Annotated in this window: 17 protein-coding genes; 3 read left to right on the top strand and 14 right to left on the bottom strand. The window is 70.1% G+C overall.

The annotated features are described in order from the left end of the window. Positions 1–190: 190 nt before the first annotated feature. Positions 191–1,450, bottom strand: coding sequence for a GNAT family N-acetyltransferase (locus IPT68_RS01035; RefSeq protein ID WP_228040143.1), 1,260 nt, complete (start codon positions 1,448–1,450; stop codon positions 191–193). Positions 1,451–1,670: 220 nt separating this feature from the next. Between IPT68_RS01035 and IPT68_RS01030 the strand changes: the two genes are divergently transcribed. Together IPT68_RS01030 and IPT68_RS01025 are read left to right on the top strand one after the other, a co-directional pair. Next, positions 1,671–2,411 (top strand): class I SAM-dependent DNA methyltransferase, encoded by a 741-nt coding sequence (locus IPT68_RS01030; RefSeq protein WP_189697606.1) that lies wholly within the window; start codon positions 1,671–1,673, stop codon positions 2,409–2,411. 249 nt (positions 2,412–2,660) lie between these two features. Beyond that, positions 2,661–3,587 carry a recombinase family protein gene (locus tag IPT68_RS01025; RefSeq protein WP_189697607.1) on the top strand — a complete coding sequence of 309 codons (927 nt, stop codon included), beginning with the start codon at positions 2,661–2,663 and terminating at the stop codon, positions 3,585–3,587. A gap of 444 nt (positions 3,588–4,031) precedes the next feature. Here the strand turns inward: IPT68_RS01025 and IPT68_RS01020 are convergent, their stop codons facing one another. The 4 genes from IPT68_RS01020 to IPT68_RS01005 form a co-directional block, all read right to left on the bottom strand. Continuing rightward, complete coding sequence (locus tag IPT68_RS01020; protein ID WP_189697608.1) at positions 4,032–4,904, bottom strand: trypsin-like serine protease; 873 nt, start codon at positions 4,902–4,904, stop codon at positions 4,032–4,034. Between the two features lie 578 nt (positions 4,905–5,482). Further along, the gene (locus IPT68_RS01015; protein WP_228040695.1) at positions 5,483–6,520 is read right to left on the bottom strand and encodes a PP2C family protein-serine/threonine phosphatase; all 1,038 of its coding nucleotides are present in this window, start codon (positions 6,518–6,520) and stop codon (positions 5,483–5,485) included. A gap of 377 nt (positions 6,521–6,897) precedes the next feature. Further along, entirely contained in the window at positions 6,898–7,581 is a 684-nt protein-coding gene (locus IPT68_RS01010) for a DUF899 family protein (protein ID WP_189697610.1), read from the bottom strand. Positions 7,582–7,956: 375 nt separating this feature from the next. After that, positions 7,957–9,045: a PP2C family protein-serine/threonine phosphatase gene (locus IPT68_RS01005; RefSeq protein WP_228040141.1), complete on the bottom strand. Its 1,089-nt coding sequence runs from the start codon at positions 9,043–9,045 to the stop codon at positions 7,957–7,959. A 556-nt stretch (positions 9,046–9,601) separates the two neighbouring features. On the opposite strand from IPT68_RS01005, the gene IPT68_RS01000 reads away from it, so the two are divergent. After that, positions 9,602–10,180 carry a dihydrofolate reductase family protein gene (locus IPT68_RS01000; protein ID WP_189697612.1) on the top strand — a complete coding sequence of 193 codons (579 nt, stop codon included), beginning with the start codon at positions 9,602–9,604 and terminating at the stop codon, positions 10,178–10,180. Here the strand turns inward: IPT68_RS01000 and IPT68_RS00995 are convergent. The 9 genes from IPT68_RS00995 to IPT68_RS00955 all read right to left on the bottom strand — a co-directional run bounded on the left by IPT68_RS00995 (position 10,162) and on the right by IPT68_RS00955 (position 22,509). After that, complete coding sequence (locus IPT68_RS00995) at positions 10,162–10,872, bottom strand: helix-turn-helix domain-containing protein (RefSeq protein WP_189697613.1); 711 nt, start codon at positions 10,870–10,872, stop codon at positions 10,162–10,164. The two genes, IPT68_RS01000 and IPT68_RS00995, sit on opposite strands and share 19 nt — an antisense overlap. Positions 10,873–11,261: 389 nt before the next feature. Beyond that, a complete protein-coding gene (gene yicI / locus IPT68_RS00990; protein WP_189697614.1) occupies positions 11,262–13,601 on the bottom strand; it encodes an alpha-xylosidase in 2,340 nt (779 codons plus the stop codon). 31 nt (positions 13,602–13,632) lie between these two features. Continuing rightward, positions 13,633–15,057, bottom strand: a complete 1,425-nt coding sequence (locus IPT68_RS00985; protein ID WP_189697615.1) for a GH1 family beta-glucosidase — start codon at positions 15,055–15,057, stop codon at positions 13,633–13,635. An 11-nt stretch (positions 15,058–15,068) separates the two neighbouring features. Beyond that, positions 15,069–15,923, bottom strand: coding sequence for a carbohydrate ABC transporter permease (locus IPT68_RS00980; RefSeq protein ID WP_189697616.1), 855 nt, complete (start codon positions 15,921–15,923; stop codon positions 15,069–15,071). 6 nt (positions 15,924–15,929) lie between these two features. Beyond that, positions 15,930–16,889: a carbohydrate ABC transporter permease gene (locus tag IPT68_RS00975; protein WP_189697617.1), complete on the bottom strand. Its 960-nt coding sequence runs from the start codon at positions 16,887–16,889 to the stop codon at positions 15,930–15,932. Positions 16,890–16,899: 10 nt separating this feature from the next. After that, a complete protein-coding gene (locus IPT68_RS00970; RefSeq protein WP_189697618.1) occupies positions 16,900–18,165 on the bottom strand; it encodes an ABC transporter substrate-binding protein in 1,266 nt (421 codons plus the stop codon). Between the two features lie 110 nt (positions 18,166–18,275). Further along, the gene (locus IPT68_RS00965; protein WP_189697619.1) at positions 18,276–19,337 is read right to left on the bottom strand and encodes a LacI family DNA-binding transcriptional regulator; all 1,062 of its coding nucleotides are present in this window, start codon (positions 19,335–19,337) and stop codon (positions 18,276–18,278) included. A 594-nt stretch (positions 19,338–19,931) separates the two neighbouring features. Next, a complete protein-coding gene (locus tag IPT68_RS00960) occupies positions 19,932–20,381 on the bottom strand; it encodes a hypothetical protein (protein WP_189697620.1) in 450 nt (149 codons plus the stop codon). Positions 20,382–22,008: 1,627 nt separating this feature from the next. Further along, complete coding sequence (locus tag IPT68_RS00955; RefSeq protein WP_189697621.1) at positions 22,009–22,509, bottom strand: hypothetical protein; 501 nt, start codon at positions 22,507–22,509, stop codon at positions 22,009–22,011. Positions 22,510–22,640 lie beyond the last annotated feature (131 nt).

Below are 22,640 nucleotides of genomic sequence, written 5' to 3'. Positions count from 1 at the left end.
GTGCGCGCCGCCGCTTTCGGCAGCCGCTGCGCGGCGGGTCCCAGCCGGTATTGGTGGCAGGCGTGTGCGGGCCGATCAAGACCCTCACTCGGCTTGTGCGCAGTAGGAGAACTTGTCCCCGGCGAAGTCGGCGACGTAGCAGTACCCAGTGCGCTGAAGCCGAAGGCATCACCCGGCACGCACCACCTCGTCAGAAGCCGAAGGAGTTGTGCGGTTCGGGGTCGGTCCAGAACATCCGAGTCAGCTGCCCGATCGCGCCGTCGGTGTGCGCAGCAATGTGGCCCGCATACGCCAGGTGGTGCGCCGACATGCCCCCGAAGTAGAGCGAGCTGAGCGCTGAGAGCGTGATGGTCAGGTCTGCCGTCTCGTCGGTGGGAACGCACGTCACCACGGGACCGTCTGCTTTCAGATGCCACGTTCTGTTGTTCGCCGGGCACATCCGGTCGTCGCTAATCGTGAACCTCAGCTCGCCGGGCGCCAGGTACGAGCGTTGCGTCAGGGCTCGGGGGACATCGAGAAGGCGCGCCCATAGGTTGTCGGTCTGGCGGGTGATGCGCATCGCCCGCGGGTTGGTGAGCATCCACCGCAGGGGTTCGTCGCGTGGCCGGCTGGCTGCTACGACGGTCTTGGTGAGGTCGAAGTCGATCAGTAGGCCCCACAGGGCACGGTAGGCCACGGGGTTCGTTGCCTCCAGGGCTTCCACCACGAGCGTCCCGGCACGGTCCGTGGTCGGGGACCACGGCAGCCGGAAGTTGGCGATGCCGTCCACATTGCCGTGCTGGTCGCGGTGGGTGAGATAGCGCAGCGGCCCGTTGGTGCCGTCTGCTTCGTCGGACAGCCCGTCCCAGCGCCCGGGAAGAGGGCCGAGTTCCCCGACGCGGCGGGCACGCACCTCCGCATGCACCCGAGGCCACGCCTCCTTCGCCCGCGCAGCATCGACCAGCTCCAGCGACCCGGGATCGGGCTCTGTCGGAAGGAGGGCGGCTTCGTGACGGGCCAGTTCCCATCGGGTGCGGTAGGTCGCGGGTGAAAACCCGAACCGTCCGTAGATGCTGCCCTCGCTCGCGCTGAGCATCGCCAACGGCTCGCCTCGCTCAAGGGCCGCATCGAACATGGCCTGCATCATTTGCCGCAGGTACCCGCGCCGACGGTGCGTCGCGACCACCCCGGTGGCAGTGACGCCGGCCATCCTCCCCGTTCCCCCGCCGGGAACCGTCACCTCGAAGGAGATGGTTGCCGATGCGCCGACGCATCTGCCGTCGACGAACGTCGCGATCGGGTGGAACGCTTTGTCTTTGATGTCTGCTGCGGCCCACTTCTCAAGCTGATCCGCGCTCGCGGGCGTGCGCTGCGGAGGCCACGGCTCGGGGCCGCCGTGCCACGCCGCGTCCGCGGGCTCCCAGCTCGGCAAGCCGTTCGCGTACGGCAATGCCCGGTAGTACGCAGCCATCTCATCGTGTCGCGGAGGGCGGACCTCAGTCACCATGCCGGACATTGCATCCACCGCCTTCACAGGCGAGCAACCGAATATCTGCTGGGGGCTCGCGCGTCGGAGGACCTGGCCATGGATGGCCAGCGCCGGGACCTCGCGTGCGCTGCTGCAGGTGGGCCTGACGGGCTCGGCAATATTCGCATGCGCCGCGAGACTCGCGGGCAGTACGGTCCGCGCCATGGACGACGAGGACGGCTACTTCGGAGAGAGCGTTGCCGCTACGTACGACGAGTCGCTAGCCGAGTTGTTCGAGCCGGGGGTCGTGGTTCCCGCCGTCGATGTGCTGGTGGGACTCGCAGCCGGCGGCCGCGCCCTCGAGCTGGGCATCGGGACGGGACGTATCGCGTTGCCGCTGGCCGACAGAGGCGTGCCGGTCCATGGCATCGAGTTGTCACGGGCGATGGTCGACCGGCTTCGTGCGAAGCCCGGTGGTGGCGCGATCGATGTGACGATAGGCGACTTCGCGACGACGAGGGTGGACGGCACGTTCTCCGTCGCCTACCTGGCCGTCAACACGATCATGAATCTGACGTCGCAGGAGGGGCAGGTGGCGTGCTTCCGTAACGCTGCGGCTCACCTCGAGCCCGGCGGCTGCTTCGTTGTCGAGGTCATGGTGCCCGAACTGCGAAGGCTCCCAGCCGGGCAGAACGTCGTGCCCTACCAGGTGAGCCCGACGCGCTGCGCCTTCGACATCTACGACGTCGCCACTCAGGCGACGAGTTCGAACTACATCGACATCGTCGACGGGCGCGCCACATACACGTCGACCCCCTTCCGCTACGTCTGGCCGTCGGAACTCGACCTGATGGCTCAACTCGCCGGGATGCGACTGCGCGAGCGGTGGGACAGCTGGACGGGAGAGCCGTTTACAAGCGAGAGCCGCCAGCACGTCTCGATCTGGGAGAAACCCACAGAGTGACCGCGGCAACGCGGGCGAGCGGGGTCCGAGTAGGAACAAACCCGACGGGGACGTATGACGTGCTGGAGTAATATCGCGCCGAATCGGTCTGTCGTCAAACGATCCTTTGACGACAGGCGGACGACGCGTCCAATCAACCCGTGCAATCCGGGGGTTCACGGCGGCCCGAATCCAATCAGATCCGATGATGATTGCTGACAGGGTTTGACGACAGATAGGGTCCATTCCTCCGTACGGAAGGGGCCCGCAGTGGCAAACCTGGTCTACAAGCGAGTCTCGACCGACCAGCAGTCGACCGCCCGCCAGGACCTCGTCCTGGACGAGGCCGGCATCGAGAACCCGGTCGTCTTCGAGGAGGACCCCGGCACATCCAGCCGCCTCCACCCCCTCCAGCGCCCGAAGTTCGGCGAACTGCTCGCCTACGCGCGCCCCGGCGACACCGTGCACATCTCCGAGATGTTCCGCCTCGTACGCGGCACCGGCCACATCCTCGACGTGCTCGACGTCCTCCACCGCGACCGCCTCGCGCTGCGCATCCACGACGGCGCGTTCTCCGCGATGGACCTCACCGCCCGCCACCCGCGCACCGGCGAGCTGCTGTCCACCGTGAAGTTCATGGTGCAGACCCTCGCCGCCGCCGGCGAACTCCAACGCGACCTCCAACGCGAGCTGACCTACGACGGACTGCGCGCCGCCGAGGCCAGGGGCATCAAAGGCGGACGCCGTCCCGCCGTGGCGGCCGCGAAGACCGAAACCGTCCGAACCGCGTACCTGGAGGGCCGGTCCATCGCCGCCCTCGCGCGCGACCACGGCGTCAGCCGCGGCGCGATCCGCACCGCCGTCGCCGATCTCCTGCCCGAGCACACGGCCGGCGACCCGGGCGTCCCGGCCCCGGAGCTGCCGGTCGTCCTCGACATGCCGGGCAAGGTCGCCGACTTCCTCCGCTCGGCCGAGCTGGAGCCCGCCGAGCGCGCCGCGCTCGACCAGGGCGTCACCGTGCGGCGCGGCCAGGGCTACACCCTGCGCGTCAGCGCCGTCCCCGCCGTGCACCGAGGGCTCCTCGCCCGCTGCCAGCCGCTCGACGGCGTCCAGGGCGTCCCCGCGGTTCCGGCCCAGCGCAAGGCCCGCCGCGAGTACGAGAGCCGGGTCAGTGCCCTCATCCCGACCGGACCATGATCCGGGTCAGCGGCTACCGCTAATTTCCGTTCGGATACTCCCCGAGGGCCGCATTCCAATAAGGGCTCAAACACACCACGCTCAAAGCCGGCGGCATCGGCTTTGGGCTGCCTCGGGTCAAGGGCGGGTCGTGGACAGTCCGTGTTACCGGACTCTCCGAGGCGTGGGGGGTGTGTTCCAGATCAGGCAGCGGCGTCCTGGGGCGCCGCTTGGCAGTGACGCGTGTGCTCGCGCTCGGAACCGGATCGTGGCTGTCGCCGAAGCTCTCGCCGCACCCACCCCTCGCCGGCGCCAGTGGGGTGGGCCGGGTCAGCACACCGCCGCAAGGCATTTGGGCCGGTCGCCGGACGGGGCCGCCGCCGACGGCTCGTTGGAGCCGTAGTCGACGGCGGCCCGGCAGTGCGGTAAAGCACTGCGGAGGCGGCGCCCTGTGACAGGCGGGCGCTACGGCAGTCTTACGAACGGTGCCAGGAAGGCGCGGGCGCCCGGGGTGTCCAGGCGGTACGCGACGTTCGTCGCGTAGCACGGGCCGTCGCCGGTGATGGTGGTGGCCGCGAGGATGTTGCGGCCGCCGATCGCGGCGAAGTTGGGGCCGCCGGAGTCGCCGTAACAGGCGCCGCCGTTGCCCTGGGGTTCGGTCATCGCGAGGCGGACCCACGCGTCGTTGAGGGCGTCGAAGGTGACAGGCGCCTTCATCCGGACACCGCCGCCGGGGTGGGTCTGGCCACCAGGGCCGCGCTGGGCCTCCTGGGTGCCGTATCCGGCGACCAGCCAGTCCGTGGAGTTCAGCGCCTGCGGGCCGAGCGCGCCGAACTGGTTGGCGGTGGGCAGGGTGGCCGGGGTGAAGGTCCAGCGAGCCTTGACCTTGGTGGCGGGCAGCTCGATCACCGAGATGTCGTGCGAGTCGGACGCGGGCCCGGGGTAGCCGGGATGGCTGTGGGCGGTCCCCTGGACGGCGACGGCGCTCGCCTGCGCGGCCGGATCGCCGGGGTACTTCTTCGCGGCGGCGTCGAGGCCGGCCTGCACGTCCTGGTCCAGGGACACGTAGAACCTCACGTTGTCCGGCCAGTCGGTGGTGCAGTGCGCGGCGGTCAGGAACGTGTCGGCGTCGATCATGGTTCCGGAGCAGACCCAGTCGACCCGGTCGGGTGTCGTGGGGTCGCCGTCGTTGTCCCAGGTCGCGACGAGCGCGCCGACCTCGGTGCGCTCGGGTGCGGGTGTCGCGTTGTACGAGTTGATGGCCGAGGACGGCACGGCGGTGGCCAGCACGGCGGCGCATGCTGCGGAGGTGACGGCAATGGCGCGTAGGGCGGTCAAGAGAAACCCTTCTACCGGAGGGGACGGGTGTTCTCCTGCGGGGGGCGGAGCAGCGCCAGTGAACCGCCTGGGCGCGGCAGCGACAAGACCACGCCCGCCCTTCCAGGGTTTTCCCTCTGCGGGGTTGGTGGCGGGGATCGGCACGTGCCCCGCACTGAAGCAGATGGAGCGCGCCGCTGAACTCACCCGGAGCGCACTGGCAGGGTCGGTGGGCCGAGGGCGGCTTCCGTATCTGCAACGGGAAGATGCTGGATCGTCACGACCGCGCTGGCGTTGCTGCGCGAGCATCGGCAACCACCGTCGGGATGCCGCCCCTCCCCGCCGGGCCGCAGCTGTGCAGCGCCGTGCCGCCCAGGGAACGGCCGATCGCGAGGCTCAGTGCCCGGTGTGCGCTGTTCGGGAGCTGCGAGGCCGCCGTGAGCGCTCGCTTGCCTCAGCCGCCGCTTCACGCCCCGCGCACGCCGGCTACGGCGTCGCGGATGTCGAACGCCGTCACGCTGTCGATCGTCTCGATGCGCCGGAGCGGTAGCGGGCCCCGTATGTGGCGATGGCCCGGCGTCGCGGGCCGGGGCGAGCCTTCAACCTTCCTGAGCTCGGGCGGGTGGGCACCGGACGGCGAGGGCCGCGATGTCGTCGTCGAGCCTTCCGCCGCTGTAGTGAAGCAGGTCCCGGTGAAGCCGGTCGAGCAGCTCGCGAGGCGATGCCGGGCCTTGCCGCCGCATCCAGTCCGGCAGTGGGAAGAACTCGCCGGTGCGGTTCCGGGTCTCCGTGACGCCGTCGGTGTAGAGCAGCAGCTGGTCGCCCGGGTCGAAGGTGACGGTGTCGACGCAGTAGTGCTCTCCGATGAGCGTCGCAAGGTTGAGGGGCGGCGAGGCGGTGGTGGGTTCGAGGACGCGGACTTCCCCGCGGTGCACGAGCAGCGGTGGGGGATGCCCGCAGTTGAGAAGTCTGACCTGGCCGCCGCCGTGCGGGATCTCGACGACAAGAGCGGTGGCGAAGCGCTCCGGCAGGTCCTGGGTGTTGAGCCCGGCGCTGTAGCGGGTGGTGGTGATCTCCAGGCGATGGATGATGCCCCTCAATTCGGGCTCGTCATACGCGGCCTCCCTGAAACAGCTGATCACCGCCGAGGCCGCTCCCACGGCGGACAGGCCCTTGCCGCGTACGTCGCCGATCAGCAACCGGACCCCGTAAGGTGTGTCCGCCGCTTCATAGAAGTCGCCGCCGATCCGGGCCTCCTCCTGGGCCGCCAGATACAGAGACTCGATCTCGATGTCCTCGAAGCGGCGCGGCAGAGGACGCAGAAGCACCTGCTGGGCTGCGTCGGCGACGAGCCGGACGCGGAGAAGCGTCTGCTCCCGCTGGAGTCGGACATGGCTCGCATAGGCGGCTGCCAAGGTGACCGCGACGATCGCAGCCGCCGTGTAGGGCGTTCCCAGGTCGGTGTAGACGAAGCTGAGACCGATCATGACCGCCAGGCAGAACGTGCCCAGCAGGATCGTGGGGAGCACGGGCCACATCGCGGCGGCGAGGGCGGGCGCGGCGGGCAGGAGGCGGCTGATGGCGATCTCCCTCGGTGTGGAGAACGCCAGGCCGGTGATGAGGACCGTCAGGATCACCGGTGACAGCAGGGCAGCTTCCCAGCGGTCGCCGTGAGGAGAACGACGGCGCCGCAGCCGTCTGGGCGTGATCACAAACGCATCATATCTGGGCAAAGCGGGCATAGGGTGCCGATGGAACATGCAGCTCATGCGGGGTGATCAGCCGCTTGAAGCGAGGATGCGCGATCCGCTCGAAGGAGGAAGCCCTCAGGCCGCGAGGCCAAGAGCCACGAGCGACTTCGGAGAACTCGGCGGGATGTCACACAGTGCGTCTCGGTCCGACCCCAGTCAGCGGCCTCGCACGACACGGCAGTCAGGTGAAGGCGCGCGGCCGCCCGGAGCGCAGGCCTCTGATGGGGCTCATGCTTCGAGACGGCACCGTCGGCCGTCGGAGATCAGTAGTCGAGGCTCGGGTACCAGTCGTCGCGGCCCTTCGGGGTCAGGTCGAGGAGGTGCCAGACGGGAGCCAGGAGGTCGATGCCGCGCTCGTCGATGTCGTCGGCCATGCGCGGGTGGGTGGAGTAGAAATGGCGGACCGTTCCGGCGTCGTCGCGGGTGAAGACGGAGATGGTCGAATCTTGTTCGCCGTCCTTGTCCTCACTGCCCAGGTCGTATTTGAACGTGCTGTCGCCGCAGCTCAGGAGCCGTAGCCGGTGCCAGCCGCGGTTCCGGGCGTGCTGCCGGAGGGTGGGCGTGTCGGCGGCCGCGGCGATGGCGAAGTCGGCGTTGCGGGCGATGTGGTGGGCGATGCCGTTGAAGCCGTCGATCCAGAGGGTGCACATCGGGCAGGGGTCGGTCTGCAGCTTGCCGTACATGAAGTGGTAGACGATCAGCGGGCGGTTCGTGGCGGTGAACAGCTCACTCAGAGTGACCTCGCGGAGCGGTGTGTCGCCGGCGTCGAGGTCGGCGGGGCCCTCGCTGAAGACGTAGTCGTCGACGGGTGGCCCCTGAGGGAGCGCCCGTCGCTGGGCCGCGACCTTCTCACGGTGGCGCATGAGGTCGATCTCGGCCTGGCGCAGCTCCTCGCGAGCGTCGAGGTAGTCCGCTGATTCGCCGGCCAGTCTGGTGTGCCGCAGCATCGCGTCCTCCTGGGGTGGCCGTCCCCCCGGGCCCGGTCCGGATCAGGTGCTCCCCGCTCCTGTGTCCCCGAAACGGCTTCTTGAGTCTATGGCGGCTCCAAGGCCGCCGACAGTTGAGCCGAGGTCCGGCTCCGCGCACGCCCGGCGCACGGCACCCCGCCCTGCACCGGCCCGTGCACGCCTGCGCCGATCGGCCGGCGCCACCGGCCGCCGCCACGCCCCTTCACCGAAACAGCCGCACATGAGGTCACCGGCTTGGTCCAGCAGGCGACCGCGCATCCCAGACCGGCGTCGGCCTGCTCACCACGCTGCTGACGCGCGTGACGTTCCAGCGACCGCTCCCCGTCCACGCGCTGCGCAACGGCCGACCGGTACTCAGTCGACCGGCACATCGAATTGTTCGTCGAGCCGGTCGACAAGAATCATCGCCACGTCGTCCGTCAATGGGCCTTCGGTGTGGCGCATCAATGCCTGGTGCAGTCGCTCGAGGAACTCTTGAGGGGCGGTGCTGTAGTCGATCGACTCCATGATCTCTGGCAGAGGGAAGAAGTCGTTGCCGGGGTTGCGGGCTTCGATCACGCCGTCGGTGTAGAGGAGTAGACGGTCGCCGGGTACGAAGGGAAAGCCCTCCGGCTTCTCCGGGGGACCGGTGATCAAATCCTCCAGGCCCATGCCCAGGTCCAGGGGCGGATGGGGCGAGCTGGGCATCAGAGCATGGGCCTGGCCGTCGTGGAGTACCAGCGGGGGCGGATGGCCGCGGTTGACCACCTGCACCACGGGTTCGTCGTCCGGCACCTGAGCGATGAGTGCGGTGGTAAATCCTTCCATCAGGACTTCCTCGGAAAATGCGCCGGGAACGGCGGCCTCCCGGCGCAGCGCGGCTGCGCAGTGGTTCATGACCCCCACCAGGTCGTCCTCGTAGTGCGCGACCACCCGGAACGCGCCCAGCACCACCGCGACCGCGCGCATGGCGCTCAGCCCCTTGCCGCGGACGTCCCCAACGATCATCCGGACGCCGTACCGCGTCTGAACGGCCTCGTACAGATCACCGCCGACCTGCGCCCCGGTCCCGGCCGCGAGACACAGGCTGGCCGCCCGCGTCGGGCCCAAGCGCTCGGGGACGGGCCGCAGAATGACCTCCTGCGCGGCCATGGCGATCCGGCGGACCTCGTCGAGCTCGTGTCTCCGGTACGCGCGCACGGCGCTGCTCGTGATGAATCCGGCCACAGAGACCAGACCCAGAGCCAGGAAGTTGGTGTAGACCTGCAAGGTGCCCCATGCCTGGTTGTAGGTGGCCGTGATCACGCTGACCGTCAGCGCACAAGCCACCGCCAGGGCCGTGCGCGCGGGTCCCATCGTCACCGCCGCCAACGCCGGTACCGCGGTGAGAAGGGGGCCGGTGTACATGAAGTGGGCAGGGGTGAACTCGATGATCAGCACGGCCAGCGCGATCACGAACGGCACGCTCTGCGCCAGTGTGAGCAGGACGGTGCTTCGACCGCCCGCTCCTGGTGGAGAGGGTGAGCGGAAGGGCGACACCATGCCTACAGCCTGCCTCGCCGACGCCGTGGATGTCTCCTGATGGGGGACCGGTCCCTGCCGGTGACGGCAGCGTGGTCGGCCCGTGGGTGAGGCATCGGTTCTCGCGGAGTCACCGGTCTCTGCCGCGGTGGGCGGGACGGGGCCGATCCGTTTCCGCATCACCTTTGTGACGTCGCCGGCCCGAGCTGCCAGTACGGTCAGCAGGGCCGCGCGCGAGCATCGCGAGATTGATGTGCCGGTATCAGCCGGTGTAGCGGCAGCCCTCGCACCGGGCCGGGCCGCGTACGTGCGGAGGCGGGGACGCCGCGAAGGGCATGCCGACGATCTGTCGGCTACATGCTCGGGCTCGGGTGTGTACCGGTCGCGGCGGTGTTCTGGTCCACGTCTTCGACCCGTTGTCGTTTCTGTCCAAGACGGCCGCCGCGGCCGCGTTCTAGCGTGAACCCCGCAACTCGCCCGATCGTGAGGAGACAACACCATGCGTGACCTGGTCTACACCGGCTTCATGTCGCTCGACGGCGTCGTGGACTCGCCCGGCGGCGGGCCGGGGGAGGAGCACCGCAGTGGCGGCTGGGTGGTCAAGGACCTGGAGTTCGTCCCAGAGGCCTGGTCGCTGAAGGGCGAGGAGCTCGCCGACACGACGGCGCTGATGTTCGGCCGTCGCAGCTACGAGGCGTTCGCGCCGGTCTGGCCGGGTTCAGAGGACCACGCCGTCTACAAGGAGTTGCCCAAGTACGTGGTGTCGACCACGCTGACCGACGACGCCCTCGTCGACGGGTGGGGGCCGACGAGGATCCTGCGCTCGACCGAGGACATCGCCGCACTCAAGGAGGAGGAGGGCGGCGCGATCTTCATCCACGGGAGCGCGGAGCTGGCCCGGCGGCTGTCGGACGCGGGCCTGATCGACCAGTACAACCTGCTCGTCTTCCCCGTCCTGCTCGGTGCCGGAAAGAGCCTGTTCGGCCGGGCCGACCGGGACAAGCAGATGCTGGCGCTGCGGGAGTCGCAGAGGTACTCGAACGGCATCATGAAGGTGGTCTACGAGGTCAAGCGCTGATCCACATCGAGGGCGATGGCGCCGCCGGTGCCCTCGCGCAGCTGCCTGACCGTGCGTCCGACGTAGGAGCGCAGTGCCCGGGCCAGGTGCGGCTCGTCGAAGTAGTCGAGCTTGGCAACGACGTCGGCGGCCGGAACGCCGGTCGCCAGCAGCTCAGCCGCCGTGCGGGCCCGCTCGATCTGTCTGACGGCACCCTGCGTCAGCCCGGTCGCGGCGCGGAACCTGCGTTCGACCGTGCGCCCCGAAACAGCCGGCCGGTTGCCGCGCAGTACCTCGGTGACGAGCGGGTCACGGATGACCATGCCGGCCCGGACGAGACGCTCGACCAGAGCCTCGGCGTCGGCGGGGCCGGGCGTCTCCCAGCGCGCGCCGTCCCAACGGAACGTCCGGCGCGTGGTGTCGGGGAGCTCGATGCCTCCGTCGACCAGCACCGGTGTGGGCACAGCTCGCAACGACGTGCCCACGGCGAACTCGATGCCGGTGAACCTCGCGCCTTCCGGCACCGGTGCCGTGCCGGTCCGGGTCTCGGGGCCGGTGATGGCCGCGTAGGACCGGCCGTGCTGCTCCCAGAACACCAAACCCCAACGCGCCCCTGCGACGGACGTCATGGCCGTGATCTGCTCGCTTGTGCACGTCCACACGGTGTCGACCCACGGCGAGTCGGACCGGCGGGTCTCGAACCGCAGTCCCACAGGGGCAGGATACGCCGGTGGGACTGCCCCGTCGGTGATGTTTGAGCGGCAGGGGCTGCGGCCCGCCGTGGGGCAGCGGTCCGGGGACGCCGGTCGGTGGCATGGGGCATGTGGTCGATCAACGGCTTGCAGAAGCCAGGCGGTCCCACGAGGCGCGTGGCTTCTTCCGAAAGTGGCACGCCACGCACCTGGGGTGAGGAGGGGACGGCTGCCGGCCTCGCCGTGAGCCCGAGCCGACCCCAGCGTGATGCGTCCGCGCCGACGGAGGTCATGGTCCGGCCGACAACGCCTACTGCCAACAGGACTGGTGACGGGGTCTTCAGGTCGTCGCGGGCCCGGTACGGGTACGCCCGCCCGGCTGGCCCGGGCGGGCGTACGGCGCTGCGGTGTCAGCAACCGTCCGTCAGGTGGACCGAGATGCTGTGCGTGCCGGACGGAACCGAGACCAGCGTGCCGAGTTCCGTCGTGGTGGCGGACGCCGGCGACCCGGCGTCCGGCTGCGCCCGCGCGCCGGTCAGCAGGATGTGCCACCCCCCAGGCACACCCTCGGCCTCGATGTCGATCACGTCACCCTCCCGCCGGGTGCGGAACACGGCCTCCGCCGAGCCGTCGGCGGACGGGATCCGCGTGACCGTCGTGGCGCCGTCGGCCGGCGCGTGGACGCGCAGCGTCACACCGTCCGCCCAGTCGTAGACGGCCGAGTCGTCGCTCGCCCCGAACGGGATCACCGAGCCGGGCCGGGCGAGCAGCGGGAGGCTGTCGAAGCCGTACCGCTCGCGGCGCCAGCCCGGGCCCTCGATCCGCTCGCCCGACAGCACATGGGTCCAGGTTCCCGCCGGCACGTAGTAGTCGACCTCGCCGTCGGCCGAGAAGACGGGCGCGACGAGCAGGTCGTCGCCCAGCATGTACTGCCGGTCCAGCGTGTGGCAGGCCGGGTCGTCGGGGAACTCCAGCACCATGGCGCGCATCACCGGGGTGCCGCTGTCGGCGGCCTGCCGGGCCGCGCGGAACAGGTACGGCATCAGCCGGTGCTTCAGGCGGGTGAAGTCGCGGGTGACGGCCACCGCCTCCTCGTCGTAGTCCCACGGCACCCGGTACGACTTGCTGCCGTGCAGACGGCTGTGCGAGGACAGCAGGCCGAACTGCACCCAGCGCTTGAACACCTCGGGTGTGGGTGTGCCCTCGAAACCGCCGATGTCGTGGCTCCAGAAGCCGAAGCCCGACAGGCCCAGCGAGAGACCTCCGCGCAGCGACTCGGCCATCGCGCCGAAGTGGGACTCGCAGTCGCCGCCCCAGTGCACCGGGAACTGCTGGCCGCCCGCCGTGGCCGAGCGGGCGAACAGCACCGCCTCGCCCTCGCCCCTGGCCTCGGTCAACACGTCGAAGACGGTCTGGTTGTACAGCTGCGTGTAGTAGTTGTGCATGCGCTCCGGGTCGGAGCCGTCGTGCCAGACCACGTCGGTCGGGATGCGCTCGCCGAAGTCGGTCTTGAAGCAGTCGACGCCCTGTTCGGTCAGCACCCTCAGCTTGTCCGCGTACCACTGGCGCGCGTTCGGGTTGGTGAAGTCGACCAGGGCCATGCCCGCCTGCCACAGGTCCCACTGCCACACGTCACCGTTGGCCCTGCGCACCAGGTAGCCGTGGCGCCTGGCCTCGGCGAACAGCGGGGACTTCTGGGCGATGTAGGGGTTGATCCACACCGAGACGCGCAGGTCGTGCTCCTCCTTCAGGCGCCGCAGCATGCCCTCCGGGTCGGGGAAGACGTCCGGGTCCCAGACGAAGTCGCACCACTGGTACTCGCGCATCCAGAAGCAGTCGAAGTGGAACACCCCGAGCGGGATGTCGCGCTCCGCCATGCCGCGCACGAACCGGTTGACCGTCTCCTCGTCGTACGAGGTGGTGAACGACGTCGACAGCCACAGGCCGAATGACCAGGCGGGCGGCAGCGCCGGGCGGCCGGTCAGGGCCGTGTAGCGGTCGAGGATCTCCTTGGGTGTCGGTCCGTGCACCACGTAGTACTCCAGCGTCTGGTCCTCGACGCTGAACTGCACCCGGCCGACGGCCTCCGAGCCGATCTCGTAGCTGACCTTGCCGGGGTGGTTGACGAAGACGCCGTAGCCGCGGTTGGTCAGGTGGAAGGGGACGTTCTTGTAGGCCTGCTCGCTCGCGGTACCGCCGTCCGCCTGCCAGATGTCGACGCTCTGGCCGTTCTTGACGAAGGGCGTGAAGCGCTCGCCGAGCCCGTACACCAGCTCGCCGACACCGAGCGAGAGCGAGGCCAGCGAGTGGTGGGCGCCGTCCCCGGTGACCGCGAAACCGGTGCCGCGGGCCTCGGCGGAGGTCAGCACCCGTCCGCCGGCGGTGAAGTCGAGCCGCCAGGGGGCAGAGGTGTCCACGCGCAGGGACAACTCCCCGGCCGTCAGTTGAAGCAGGGCGCCGTCCCGGGTGACCTCGGCCGTGTGGGCGGCGTCGGTGCGCAGCGCGAAGTCCGGGCCGCGCTCGGCGGAGCCCGCGTGGTGGGTGGCGCGGACGCCGATCACGCCGTCGGCCGGGGACCAGCACTCCACCGTCAGCAGCGGGCTGTTGAGGGTGTGGCCGCGCTCGGTCACATGGCGCACGGGCGCGTAGAGGGTGAACCGGTCGTCGGTGACATGGACGTCGGCGACCTCCGCCGCGTACGACGCGCGGACGCCGTCACGCATCAGCCAGTAGCCGTCGGTGAACTTCATCGGGTGTTCCTCAGGAAGGGTCGGCGGTCCCTCAGGACCGGGTGGTGCCGGTGCGTGCGCGGTGGGCGGCGATCAGGCCGCGGTACCAGTGGTAGCTGTCCTTGGGGATGCGCCGCTGGGTGTCGTAGTCGACCCGGACGATGCCGAACCGCTGCTCGTAGCCGCGGGCCCACTCGAAGTTGTCCAGCAGGGACCACACGTAGTAGCCGCGGACGTCGACGCCCTCGCGCAGGGCGGTCGCGAGGGCCTCCAGATGGCTGCGCAGGTACTCGATCCGGTCGGTGTCGCGAACCCGGCCCTCGGCGTCGACGGTGTCGGCCTCCGCCGAGCCGTTCTCGGTGATCAGGATCGGCGGCAGTGCGGGATAGCGCCCGGACAGCTCGACCAGCAGGTCGGTGAAGGTGTGCGGGACGACGGGCCAGCCCATGGTGGTGTGCCGCACGTCGTCGCGCCAGCTCTCCTCCGCCCGGACGTCGACGGCCGTGCGCGTGGCCGGGTCCGGGTCCTTGTGCGGGGCGTCGGCGACGGTGATCGGCCGGTAGTAGTTGATGCCGACGAAGTCGAGCGGCGCGCCGATGAGCGCGAGGTCGCCGTCGCGGCGGAATGCCTCGCCCTTCTCGAGGAGTTCGCCCCAGGTCTCGGTCTCGTGCGCGGGGTAGCGCCCGGCGAACAGCGGCTCGAACCACACGTCGTTGTGCAGCGTCTCGACGCGGCGCACGGCGGCCAGGTCGGCCGCCGAGTCCGTGGCCGGCAGCAGCCGGTCGGGGTTGAGCGTGATCCCGACCTCCCTGGCGCCCGCCGCGCGCAGCGCCCGTACGGCGAGTCCGTGGCCCACGAGCAGGTGGTGGGCGGCGGCGAGCGCGCCCCGCCCCTCCCGGGCACCCGGGGCGTGGCCGCCCGCCGCGTAACCCACGAAGGCGCTGCAGAACGGCTCGTTGAGGGTGATCCAGCGATCCACCCGGTCGGCGAGCCGGTCCGCGGCGAGTGCCGTGTACTCGGCGAAGCGCTCGGCGGTCTCGCGCACCCGCCAGCCGCCCCGGTCCTCCAGCGCCTGCGGGAGGTCCCAGTGGTACAGGGTGGCGGCCGGGGAGATCCCGGCGGCGAGCAGTTCGTCGACGAGCCGGTCGTAGAAGTCCAGGCCGGCCGGGTTCGCCGGGCCGGAGCCGGTGGGCTGCACGCGCGGCCAGGCGAGGGAGAAGCGGTAGCTGTCCACGCCCAGCTCACGCAGCAGGGCGACGTCCTCACGGTAGCGGTGGTAGTGGTCGCAGGCGACGTCGCCGGTGGCGCCCCGGGCGACCCGGCCGGGCTCGCGGCTGAAGGTGTCCCAGATCGACGGGCCTCTGCCGTCCTCGTCGTGGGCGCCCTCGATCTGGTAGCTGGCCGTGGCCGCCCCGAAGAAGAAGCCCTCGGGGAAGCCGGGGAGTCCGGACGAGCCGGGCTCGGGGGGATTGCTCACGGGAAACCGTCCTACTTGACCGATCCGCCGGTGATCCCGGCGGCGATGTACTTCTGGGCGACGACGAGCAGGATCGCGGCCGGGACGGCCGAGAGCACGGCGGTCGCCATCACCGCGCCCCAGTCGCTGACGTGCGCGCCCACGAACTGGTAGATGCCGAGCGTGATCGGCTTGACGTCGTCCGTGGTGTTGAGCGTCAGCGCGAAGATGAAGTCCGACCAGGCGAAGAGGAAGGTGAACAGGCCCGCCGTGATCAGCGCGTTGCGGCTCATCGGCAGCACGATCCGGACGAACGCGGTGAACCGGTTGGCCCCGTCGACCATGGCGGCCTCCACCACCTCGGTGGGGATCGAGACCATGAACGCCCGCAGCAGCACGATCGAGAACGGCAGTCCGAGCGAGGCGTCCGCGAGGACGAGCCCGAGGTAGGAGTTGACCAGTCCCAGCTCCGCGTAGGCGCTGTACATGGCGTTGGCGATCACGATGCCCGGCACCATCTGGGTGATCAGGGTGGTGAACACGATGCCCTGGCCGCCGCGCAGGCCGAACTGGGCCAGTCCGTACGCGGCCGGTGCGGCCAGGGCCAGGCACACGACGACGGCGCCGAGCGCGACACCGAGGCTCGTGAGCAGGGAGCGGCCCTGGGTGCTGAACGCCGTCTCGAAGTTGTCGAGGCTGGGCGAGGTGGGGAACCACGCGGTGGCGGCGATGCTCGCGTCGGGCTGGAGGGCGGTGTTGAGCATCCAGTACACCGGGAAGAGCAGGACGGCCAGGATCAGCAGCGCGGCGGTGGTGTTCCACGCCGAGCGCAGGCGGACGCCGCGGGGGAGCCGGTTCGTCTCCGGCGTGTTCGTCGGTTGCTTCATCGTCGGTCACTTCCCCTTGCCGAAGTCGGCGCGGTTGGCCCGCAGGTACAGCACGGCGAAGACCGCGCTGATGAGGATCAGGACGTTGCCCACGACGGCGCCCTGGCCGAAGTCGAGCTGGAGGAACGACAGCTGGTACGTGACCGTGCCCAGCGTCTGCGTGGAGTCGGCGGGTCCGCCGGAGGTGAGCGCCAGGATCAGGTCGAGGATCTTCACCGTCGACATGAAGCCGAGCACCAGCACGACGGTGATCACCGGCCGGAGCATCGGCAGGGTGATGCTGCGGAACGTGCGCCAGGGGCCGGAGCCGTCCAGCGCGGCGGCCTCGTACACGTCGCGCGGTATCTCCTGCAGGCCGCCGTAGAGGATCACCATGTTGAACGGGATGCCGATCCAGATGTTGACCAGGACCGCCGACAGCAGCGCCACGCTCGGGCTGCTGAGCCACGGGACCCCGTCGGCGGACACCAGGCCGACCGCGTGCAGTACGGAGTTGAGCATGCCGTGCTCCTGGTCGAGGATCCGCCGCCAGACGACGGCGGAGACCACCATCGGGACGAGCCACGGCAGCAGCAGGACGGCGCGCACCAGCCCGGACAGGCGGAAGCGTCGGGAGAAGAAGACCGCGAGGGCCAGACCGATGGTGAACTGGCCGAGCAGCGAGCCGACGGTGAACAGCAGCGTGTGCCACAGGGCGTCGCCGAACAGTTCGTTGGCGAACACGGCCCGCCAGTTGTCGAGGCCGTTGAACGGGGCCTCACCGGTGAAGTAGGTCTTCGGCGTGTACCGCTGGAAGCTGATCAGGATGTTGTTGACGAGCGGGTAGCCGAAGAACAGCGCCATGTAGGTGAGCGCCGGGGCGACGAAGAGCCAGCGCAGCAGCCGCCGGCCTCTTGGGGCCCGGTGGGCGCTCGCGCTCGTGCCGCCGGTGGCGGTGGCGGGCGCCGTCGAGGTGATGGTGGTCATGGCCGGTTCCTCACTTCCCTGCCGAGGCCTGCTGCTGTGCCCGCTGCAGGGCGTTGTCCGGGCTGGTGCGCCCGGTCAGCACGGACTGGAACGCGCCGGCCAGCGCGTCGCCGACGACCGGCCATCCGGTGCCGACCTTCGCGGTGCGGGAGCGGGCCGTCTCGACCAGCTCGGCGAAGGGGGCGAGCTTGGGGTTCTGCGCCGCGTAGGCCTGGGCGGCCGCGGCGCGGGTGGGCACGTTGTTCACGGACTCGCCCCACTGGAGCTGGTTCTGCTCGGAGTTGAGGCAGTCGAGGAGGGCGGCGGCGCGCTTCTCACGGGCCGTGTCGTCGTTCTTGGGGATGGCCATGACGGTGCCGCCGATCGGCGGCACGGCGGCCTTGCCCGCCTCGGGGACCGGGATGCTCGCGACCGCCCAGTCCACGTTCTTCTGGGCGCTGAGGACCGGCACCTGCCACGGACCGTTGATCATCATGGCGGCGCGGCCGGCCACGAACTGGTCATTGACGTCCTGCTGGTTCCAGTTGACGACGGACTTCGAGGCGGATCCGTCCGTCACGAGGTCCTTCCAGAGCTGGAGCGCGGCCTCGCCCTTGCCGTTGTCCAGCTCGGCCTCGTCGCCGCCGGCGGACCAGAAGAAGGGCAGGAACTGGTAGACGCCGTCCGCGTTGGGGCTCGCGCTGAAGGCCATCCCGTAGGTGTCGCCCGAGGTCAGCTTCTTCGCGGCGTCCCGCAGCTCGGCCCAGGTCCGTGGCGGGTCGATGCCCGCGTCCTTCAGGAGTTCGGTGTTGTAGATCAACGCGAGCGAGTTCACGGAACGCGCGACGCCGTACTGCACCCCGTCGTAGGAGCCGAGAGAAGTGGCGCTCGCCGAGAAGCCGGACGTGTCCACGCCCGCCTCCGCCAGCGGGCGCAGTCCCTCGGTCTGCGCGAACTGCGGCAGCTCAGAGCCGTCGAGCTCCAGGATGTCGGTGAGCGAGTCCGACGACGCCATCCGCAGCGCCTTGGAGGCGACCTGGTCGGCGGGAACGCTGATCTGCTCGACCTTCACGCCCAGCGGTGCGGCGCAGCGGTCGAAGAACCGTTGGTTCGCGGTGTGCTCGGCGGTGTCGGTGGCCGAGTTGAGCACGGTGACGGTGCCCGGGTCCGGCTCGGCGGCGCAGCCGGTGAGGCCCAGCGCGGCGGTGGCGCACGCGAGGGTCGCGGCGAGCGCGGGAGCGCGTACGCCCGCGGCTCTCGCGGCTCCTGCTCTGACGCGTCCGGTCAGGGACGGCATGGTCGTTTCTCCCTTACATGTACGGCTCTGGACATGCGGTGATCCGGCGCAGGCGGGCGGCCGGTTCCCGTGCGTGCCGGCGGTCCGGACGCACGGGTCGGCCCGCCTGCTCAGCCGCCCGGCGGCGGGGCCACGGCGGGCCCGGCCATGCGCGGCTGGATCGGGTGGTGCGGCACCGTGGGGGAAGCGTTCGGGGCGGGTGCCCCGGGGCGCGGCGCGGCAGGGTGGTCGTTGGTGCCGCAGCCGGTTTCGACCGCCTCTATGGCGAGCCGGGCCACGGCCGCGGACATCTCGGCGACGGGCAGGTCGATCCGCGGCAGATGGCGGGTGCCCAGCTCGTCGGGGAGGCTGCCGACGAGGACGACGGACAGGTCCTCGGGGATCCGCAGCCCCATCGAGGCCACCGCGTCCAGCAGGTGCGGGAGCAGGATCAGGTGCTGCACGACCAGCGCGGTCGGCGCGGGATCGGCGGTCAGCGCCTCGTGCAGGCGGCGCGTGAGGACGTCGGGGTCACGGTGCGAGGTGACCACCCGGACGTCCGCGCCGGTCTCGCGGGCCGCTCGCCGGGCCCCGTCAAGGCCCTGCAGGGCGTAGCCGCGGCGGGCGGCGAGCTCGTGCTCGGCCGACGACAGGAAGACCGTCCGCCGGTGACCGGCCGCCGCGCACTCGTGCAGCGCGAGGGCGACGGCGGCCTCCCAGGCGAGGTCGGTCCAGGGCAGCCCGGAGTGGCCGTCGTGCCCGAGCAACGCGGCGGGGAACCCCAGCTGGTGCAGGACCTCTATGCGGGGGTCGCGCTCCTCGACCGCCATCAGCACCGCCGCGTCGGCGAGTCCGCTGCGGGCGACCCGGCGCAGTCCGCCGACGCCGTCCTCGTCGGTGATGAGGAGGACGTCGTGGTCGTGGCCCCGGGCGGCGTCGGTGACGTCGACGGCGAACCGGCCGTCGATCGCCCGGTACTCGCCGGGCACGCGCGGCACGGCCAGCGCGAGCACCCGGGTGCGGGCACTGCGCAGGGTGCGGGCGCTGGCGCGCGGGTGGTAGCCGAGCTCGTCGATGGCGGCTTGGACCGCCCGCCGGGTCTCCTCGGAGATCTTGCGGGACCCACTGAGGACGTAGGAGACGGTGCTCGGAGCGACGCCCGCTCGTTCGGCGACGTCCTTGATCGTGGCCATGTCCGAATGCGCCCGCCCGTCTGGAGTCCGTGGGGATCTGATTGTCGAATCGATTCGACAACAGGCCGGAGCGGTGACGTCGAATCGATTCGAGGATGGGCGAGACTGTATGCAGGGGGTGTGGGCGATGGCAAGACCTCGACTGATACGTCACATTCCTCCCGCACGACCGGGGGTTGTGGCCGGTCCCGCGACGTGGTGCGGATCGGACCTACCAGCAGCTCGCCTCGCCCCGCCCCGCGGGTCCGGAGCTTCAGTGAAAGCGGCAGCGGCTGGAAGTGCCTACGTGCGCAGGGTGTTCGCTGCAGGCTCCACGCCCCCGATCGGATGGGGGCGCGGGTCGGCGACCTGGCGCCCGAACACCGCCTGTTTCGCCGAGCCCTGGGCTGTGAGGGGGCACGCCTGCGCGGCCTGGGTGAGAGTGACTCCCGCCTGCGGTCGCGGTTTACAGGCGTCCCGGCTTGTTTGCCGCTGTGAAGGGACGTTGTCACACGGTTGGACACGCACCCGTGGCGGCCCACGCCCGGCAGCGACCGGTCGTGTGCTGTGCCCATGAAGGCCCCACGCGGGGCACGCCAGTGAGCGCGATCAGCTTCACCACCAGCAGTCGATGTCGGCCAGTCCTCCGTGGAGGACCGGATCGGTGCTCGTACCGCTGATCCGCAGAAGACCGCCGTCCCGCCCCCAGTCCAACTCGTACGTGCCTGCTTCGACGGGCCGGTAACCATCGTCGACCGCCCAGGATCCCGACTCGCCCAGTGCCCAACCCGTGCGCCCCACCGCATACGCCTCGCCACTGCCGCTCACGAGAAAGGACGTCTCGCGCACCACGGCCGTGCAACCTCCTGGACCCGAAGGGCGCAGCACGTGGTACTCCGCACCCGAGATCAGGTCGTCCACCGCTCCCCACGCGGTGCCAAGTACCGCCGCGACGATCAGCAGACCGTTCCCCGGCCGGGACCACGGGGCTCGCTTCCGCGGGAGCCTCACGGCACCCGCCGGGCGGCCGGCCCGGGTGAGGACCCGCCGGAGAACGAGCGACATGATGAGGAGAGTTGCACTCACCCCCCAGCCAGGGATCACACGCCCCTGGACAATCAGCAAGAGGCTGCTCCAGCTCGCCACAGCGGCGAGGGTCAGACTCCCAATGCCTGCTGCCGTGAGGACGGCGGGCGACGACCCCGAAGGGTCCTGTGTGCGTGCTTCGGTCACGGCGGGTATGACTCTTCGAACGCGGCGACGGTTGCAGGTGGAACCGAAGCATGAGGAGAGCCGACGGACCACGGCACCTCGCGGACCCGGGGTCGAGCGACCTCGGACGACCCAGGGACGGCCCAGCCGACACCGTCATGAGCATCGGCTTACGGCGTTACGCGGCCGGACGCGGGGGTGAACCTTCCGCGTAGTCCCCATTCAAACGGCGGTGAACGAGGCCGACGGGAGGGGAGCTGAGACGGTGGGGGATGACAGCGTACTGTGCTGCGGTGTCGCGATGAGGCGTGGTACGCGAGACGTCGAGGGGGGACTGTGAGAGCAAGCGATCAGGAGACGGCGTTTGCAGGCCGGCGTACGAGGACTGTGCTCCGCGGCGCGGCGGCACACCTCGCCGCCATGCATCTGAGCGGAGTGCTGCTAGTGCTCACCTTCCTTGTGCCACCGTCCTGGGTCCTGGACGCTTACGGGGCGGCCCCGTCCCATGACCCTTCGGCGGACGTGCCGCCGTTCATGCTGCACCTCGCGGTCGTGTTCAGCTGTTTGAGTTTTCACGTGGTGGTCCAGATTCCCTCGGGGCTGCTGGGTACGTGGCTCGGTCGGAACCGTACTGCCGGCATCTGTTACGTCTTCGTCCTGACGGTGGCGAGTGTTCTCACGGTCGTTCTGGTGAGGGGAGTCCTGGAGGTTGGCAGCGTTGCCGACCTCCTCCCTCTGTGGGGTGACTTCATGGCACGCGGATCGCTGGCCCTGGCCGCGTATGTCTGGCTGAGCCGTCCCCTCCGGACTTGGCCTGTGCGACGACATGAAGACCGTGAGGCCGCAGCATGCCGAGTTCGCCTCCCACGGCCCCGTGAACGCCCCGGAGTCCGGTCCGCGGACCCCAGCTGATCCGCCTGTAGAGCGGGCCGTCGGGTGCTGAGTCGCGGGAGCACACCGTGACGTCCTGCACTCCGAGGTATGCCGGCATCCACTCGCTGAACGTCATGGCATGTTGCTCGCCCCAGGGGAGCAATGGCCCGTTGGGCGGACCCCACCGGGCAGGGGTGTTCAAGATCCTCCGGGACTTCGGCCCAAGCCGCGATGCCAGGCTTGATACTGCGGCCAAGGTGCCCACGCTCGACAGCGGGGTGACCGAACCAGAGTTGGTGGTTGACGACCATGGGGCCGTAGGCGTCCGCGTATGCGCGGTAGTCCTTGGGGCACCGCACTCCGAGCTCCGACTCCAGCTCCAGTCACGGCGCAGTACCTGGCCAATGGCAGGAGTTCCCCGAGCGATTCCTCTGTGGCGGCCCAGTCGTTGCCGCCGGCGGCACTGATCGTGTATTCCGTCACGGACGGGATCATGTCAGGACGTACAGAGGTCGGCCCAGCGGGCTTGATCCGCTGACGGACATCGCAGATCAAGGGCTTCGGCCCACAACGAGAGGAAGCGAGCTGCAAGGGCACGCGCCACCGCTCAGATCTCCGGGAACGCCGGCACTTCGTCCATCGCCCGCAGCAGTTTGTGTGCCGCCTCGGCCTCCTCGGGCCGTACGGACGATGCGAGGCCCTCGATGATGGGCCGGCCCGCGCGCACCGCCGCTCGGGATGCCGCCTCCCAGCCGGGCTGCTCCTTGAAGCCCGTGCGCCTGGGACCGCCGGCCGCCGCGGCTGATGAGTGCCAGTTGTCCGTACGGAAGATGCCCTCAAGGAGTTCCAACAGCTCAGCTTTGCACGGCACGTTCGGGGCCCCTGCCAGCTCCAGCAGAAAGGGCACCGTCGGGGCCGTCGCCTCGGCCACGACGAAGCCCAACGCGCATACCCGCTCCCCGAGTTCGTCGATCGCGAGCCGGGCGGTGTCCTCGCCTCCGTACGCGATGCGGGAGAGCAGCGGCGGGATGTCCGAGGCGAGGGACTCCCGCGCATCACGCAACTTCCCCCACCGGACACCGGAGACGCCCTTCAGCAGACTTCTCACGCGCAGCTACCTTTCATCGGCCCCGCTGCTCTCGTCAGAGCCTCAGTGTCCTGTTGCGGCGATCGGAGTCAACCGCGACCCCACTCCATATTGTTGACCGCGACCAGATGGGCGACCACCACCCCGAGGTC

Source organism: Streptomyces chromofuscus (assembly GCF_015160875.1).
GTDB lineage: Bacteria > Actinomycetota > Actinomycetes > Streptomycetales > Streptomycetaceae > Streptomyces > Streptomyces chromofuscus.
The sequence above is the reverse complement of the archived record's forward strand: the minus strand, read 5'-3'. Positions and strand labels throughout refer to the sequence as shown.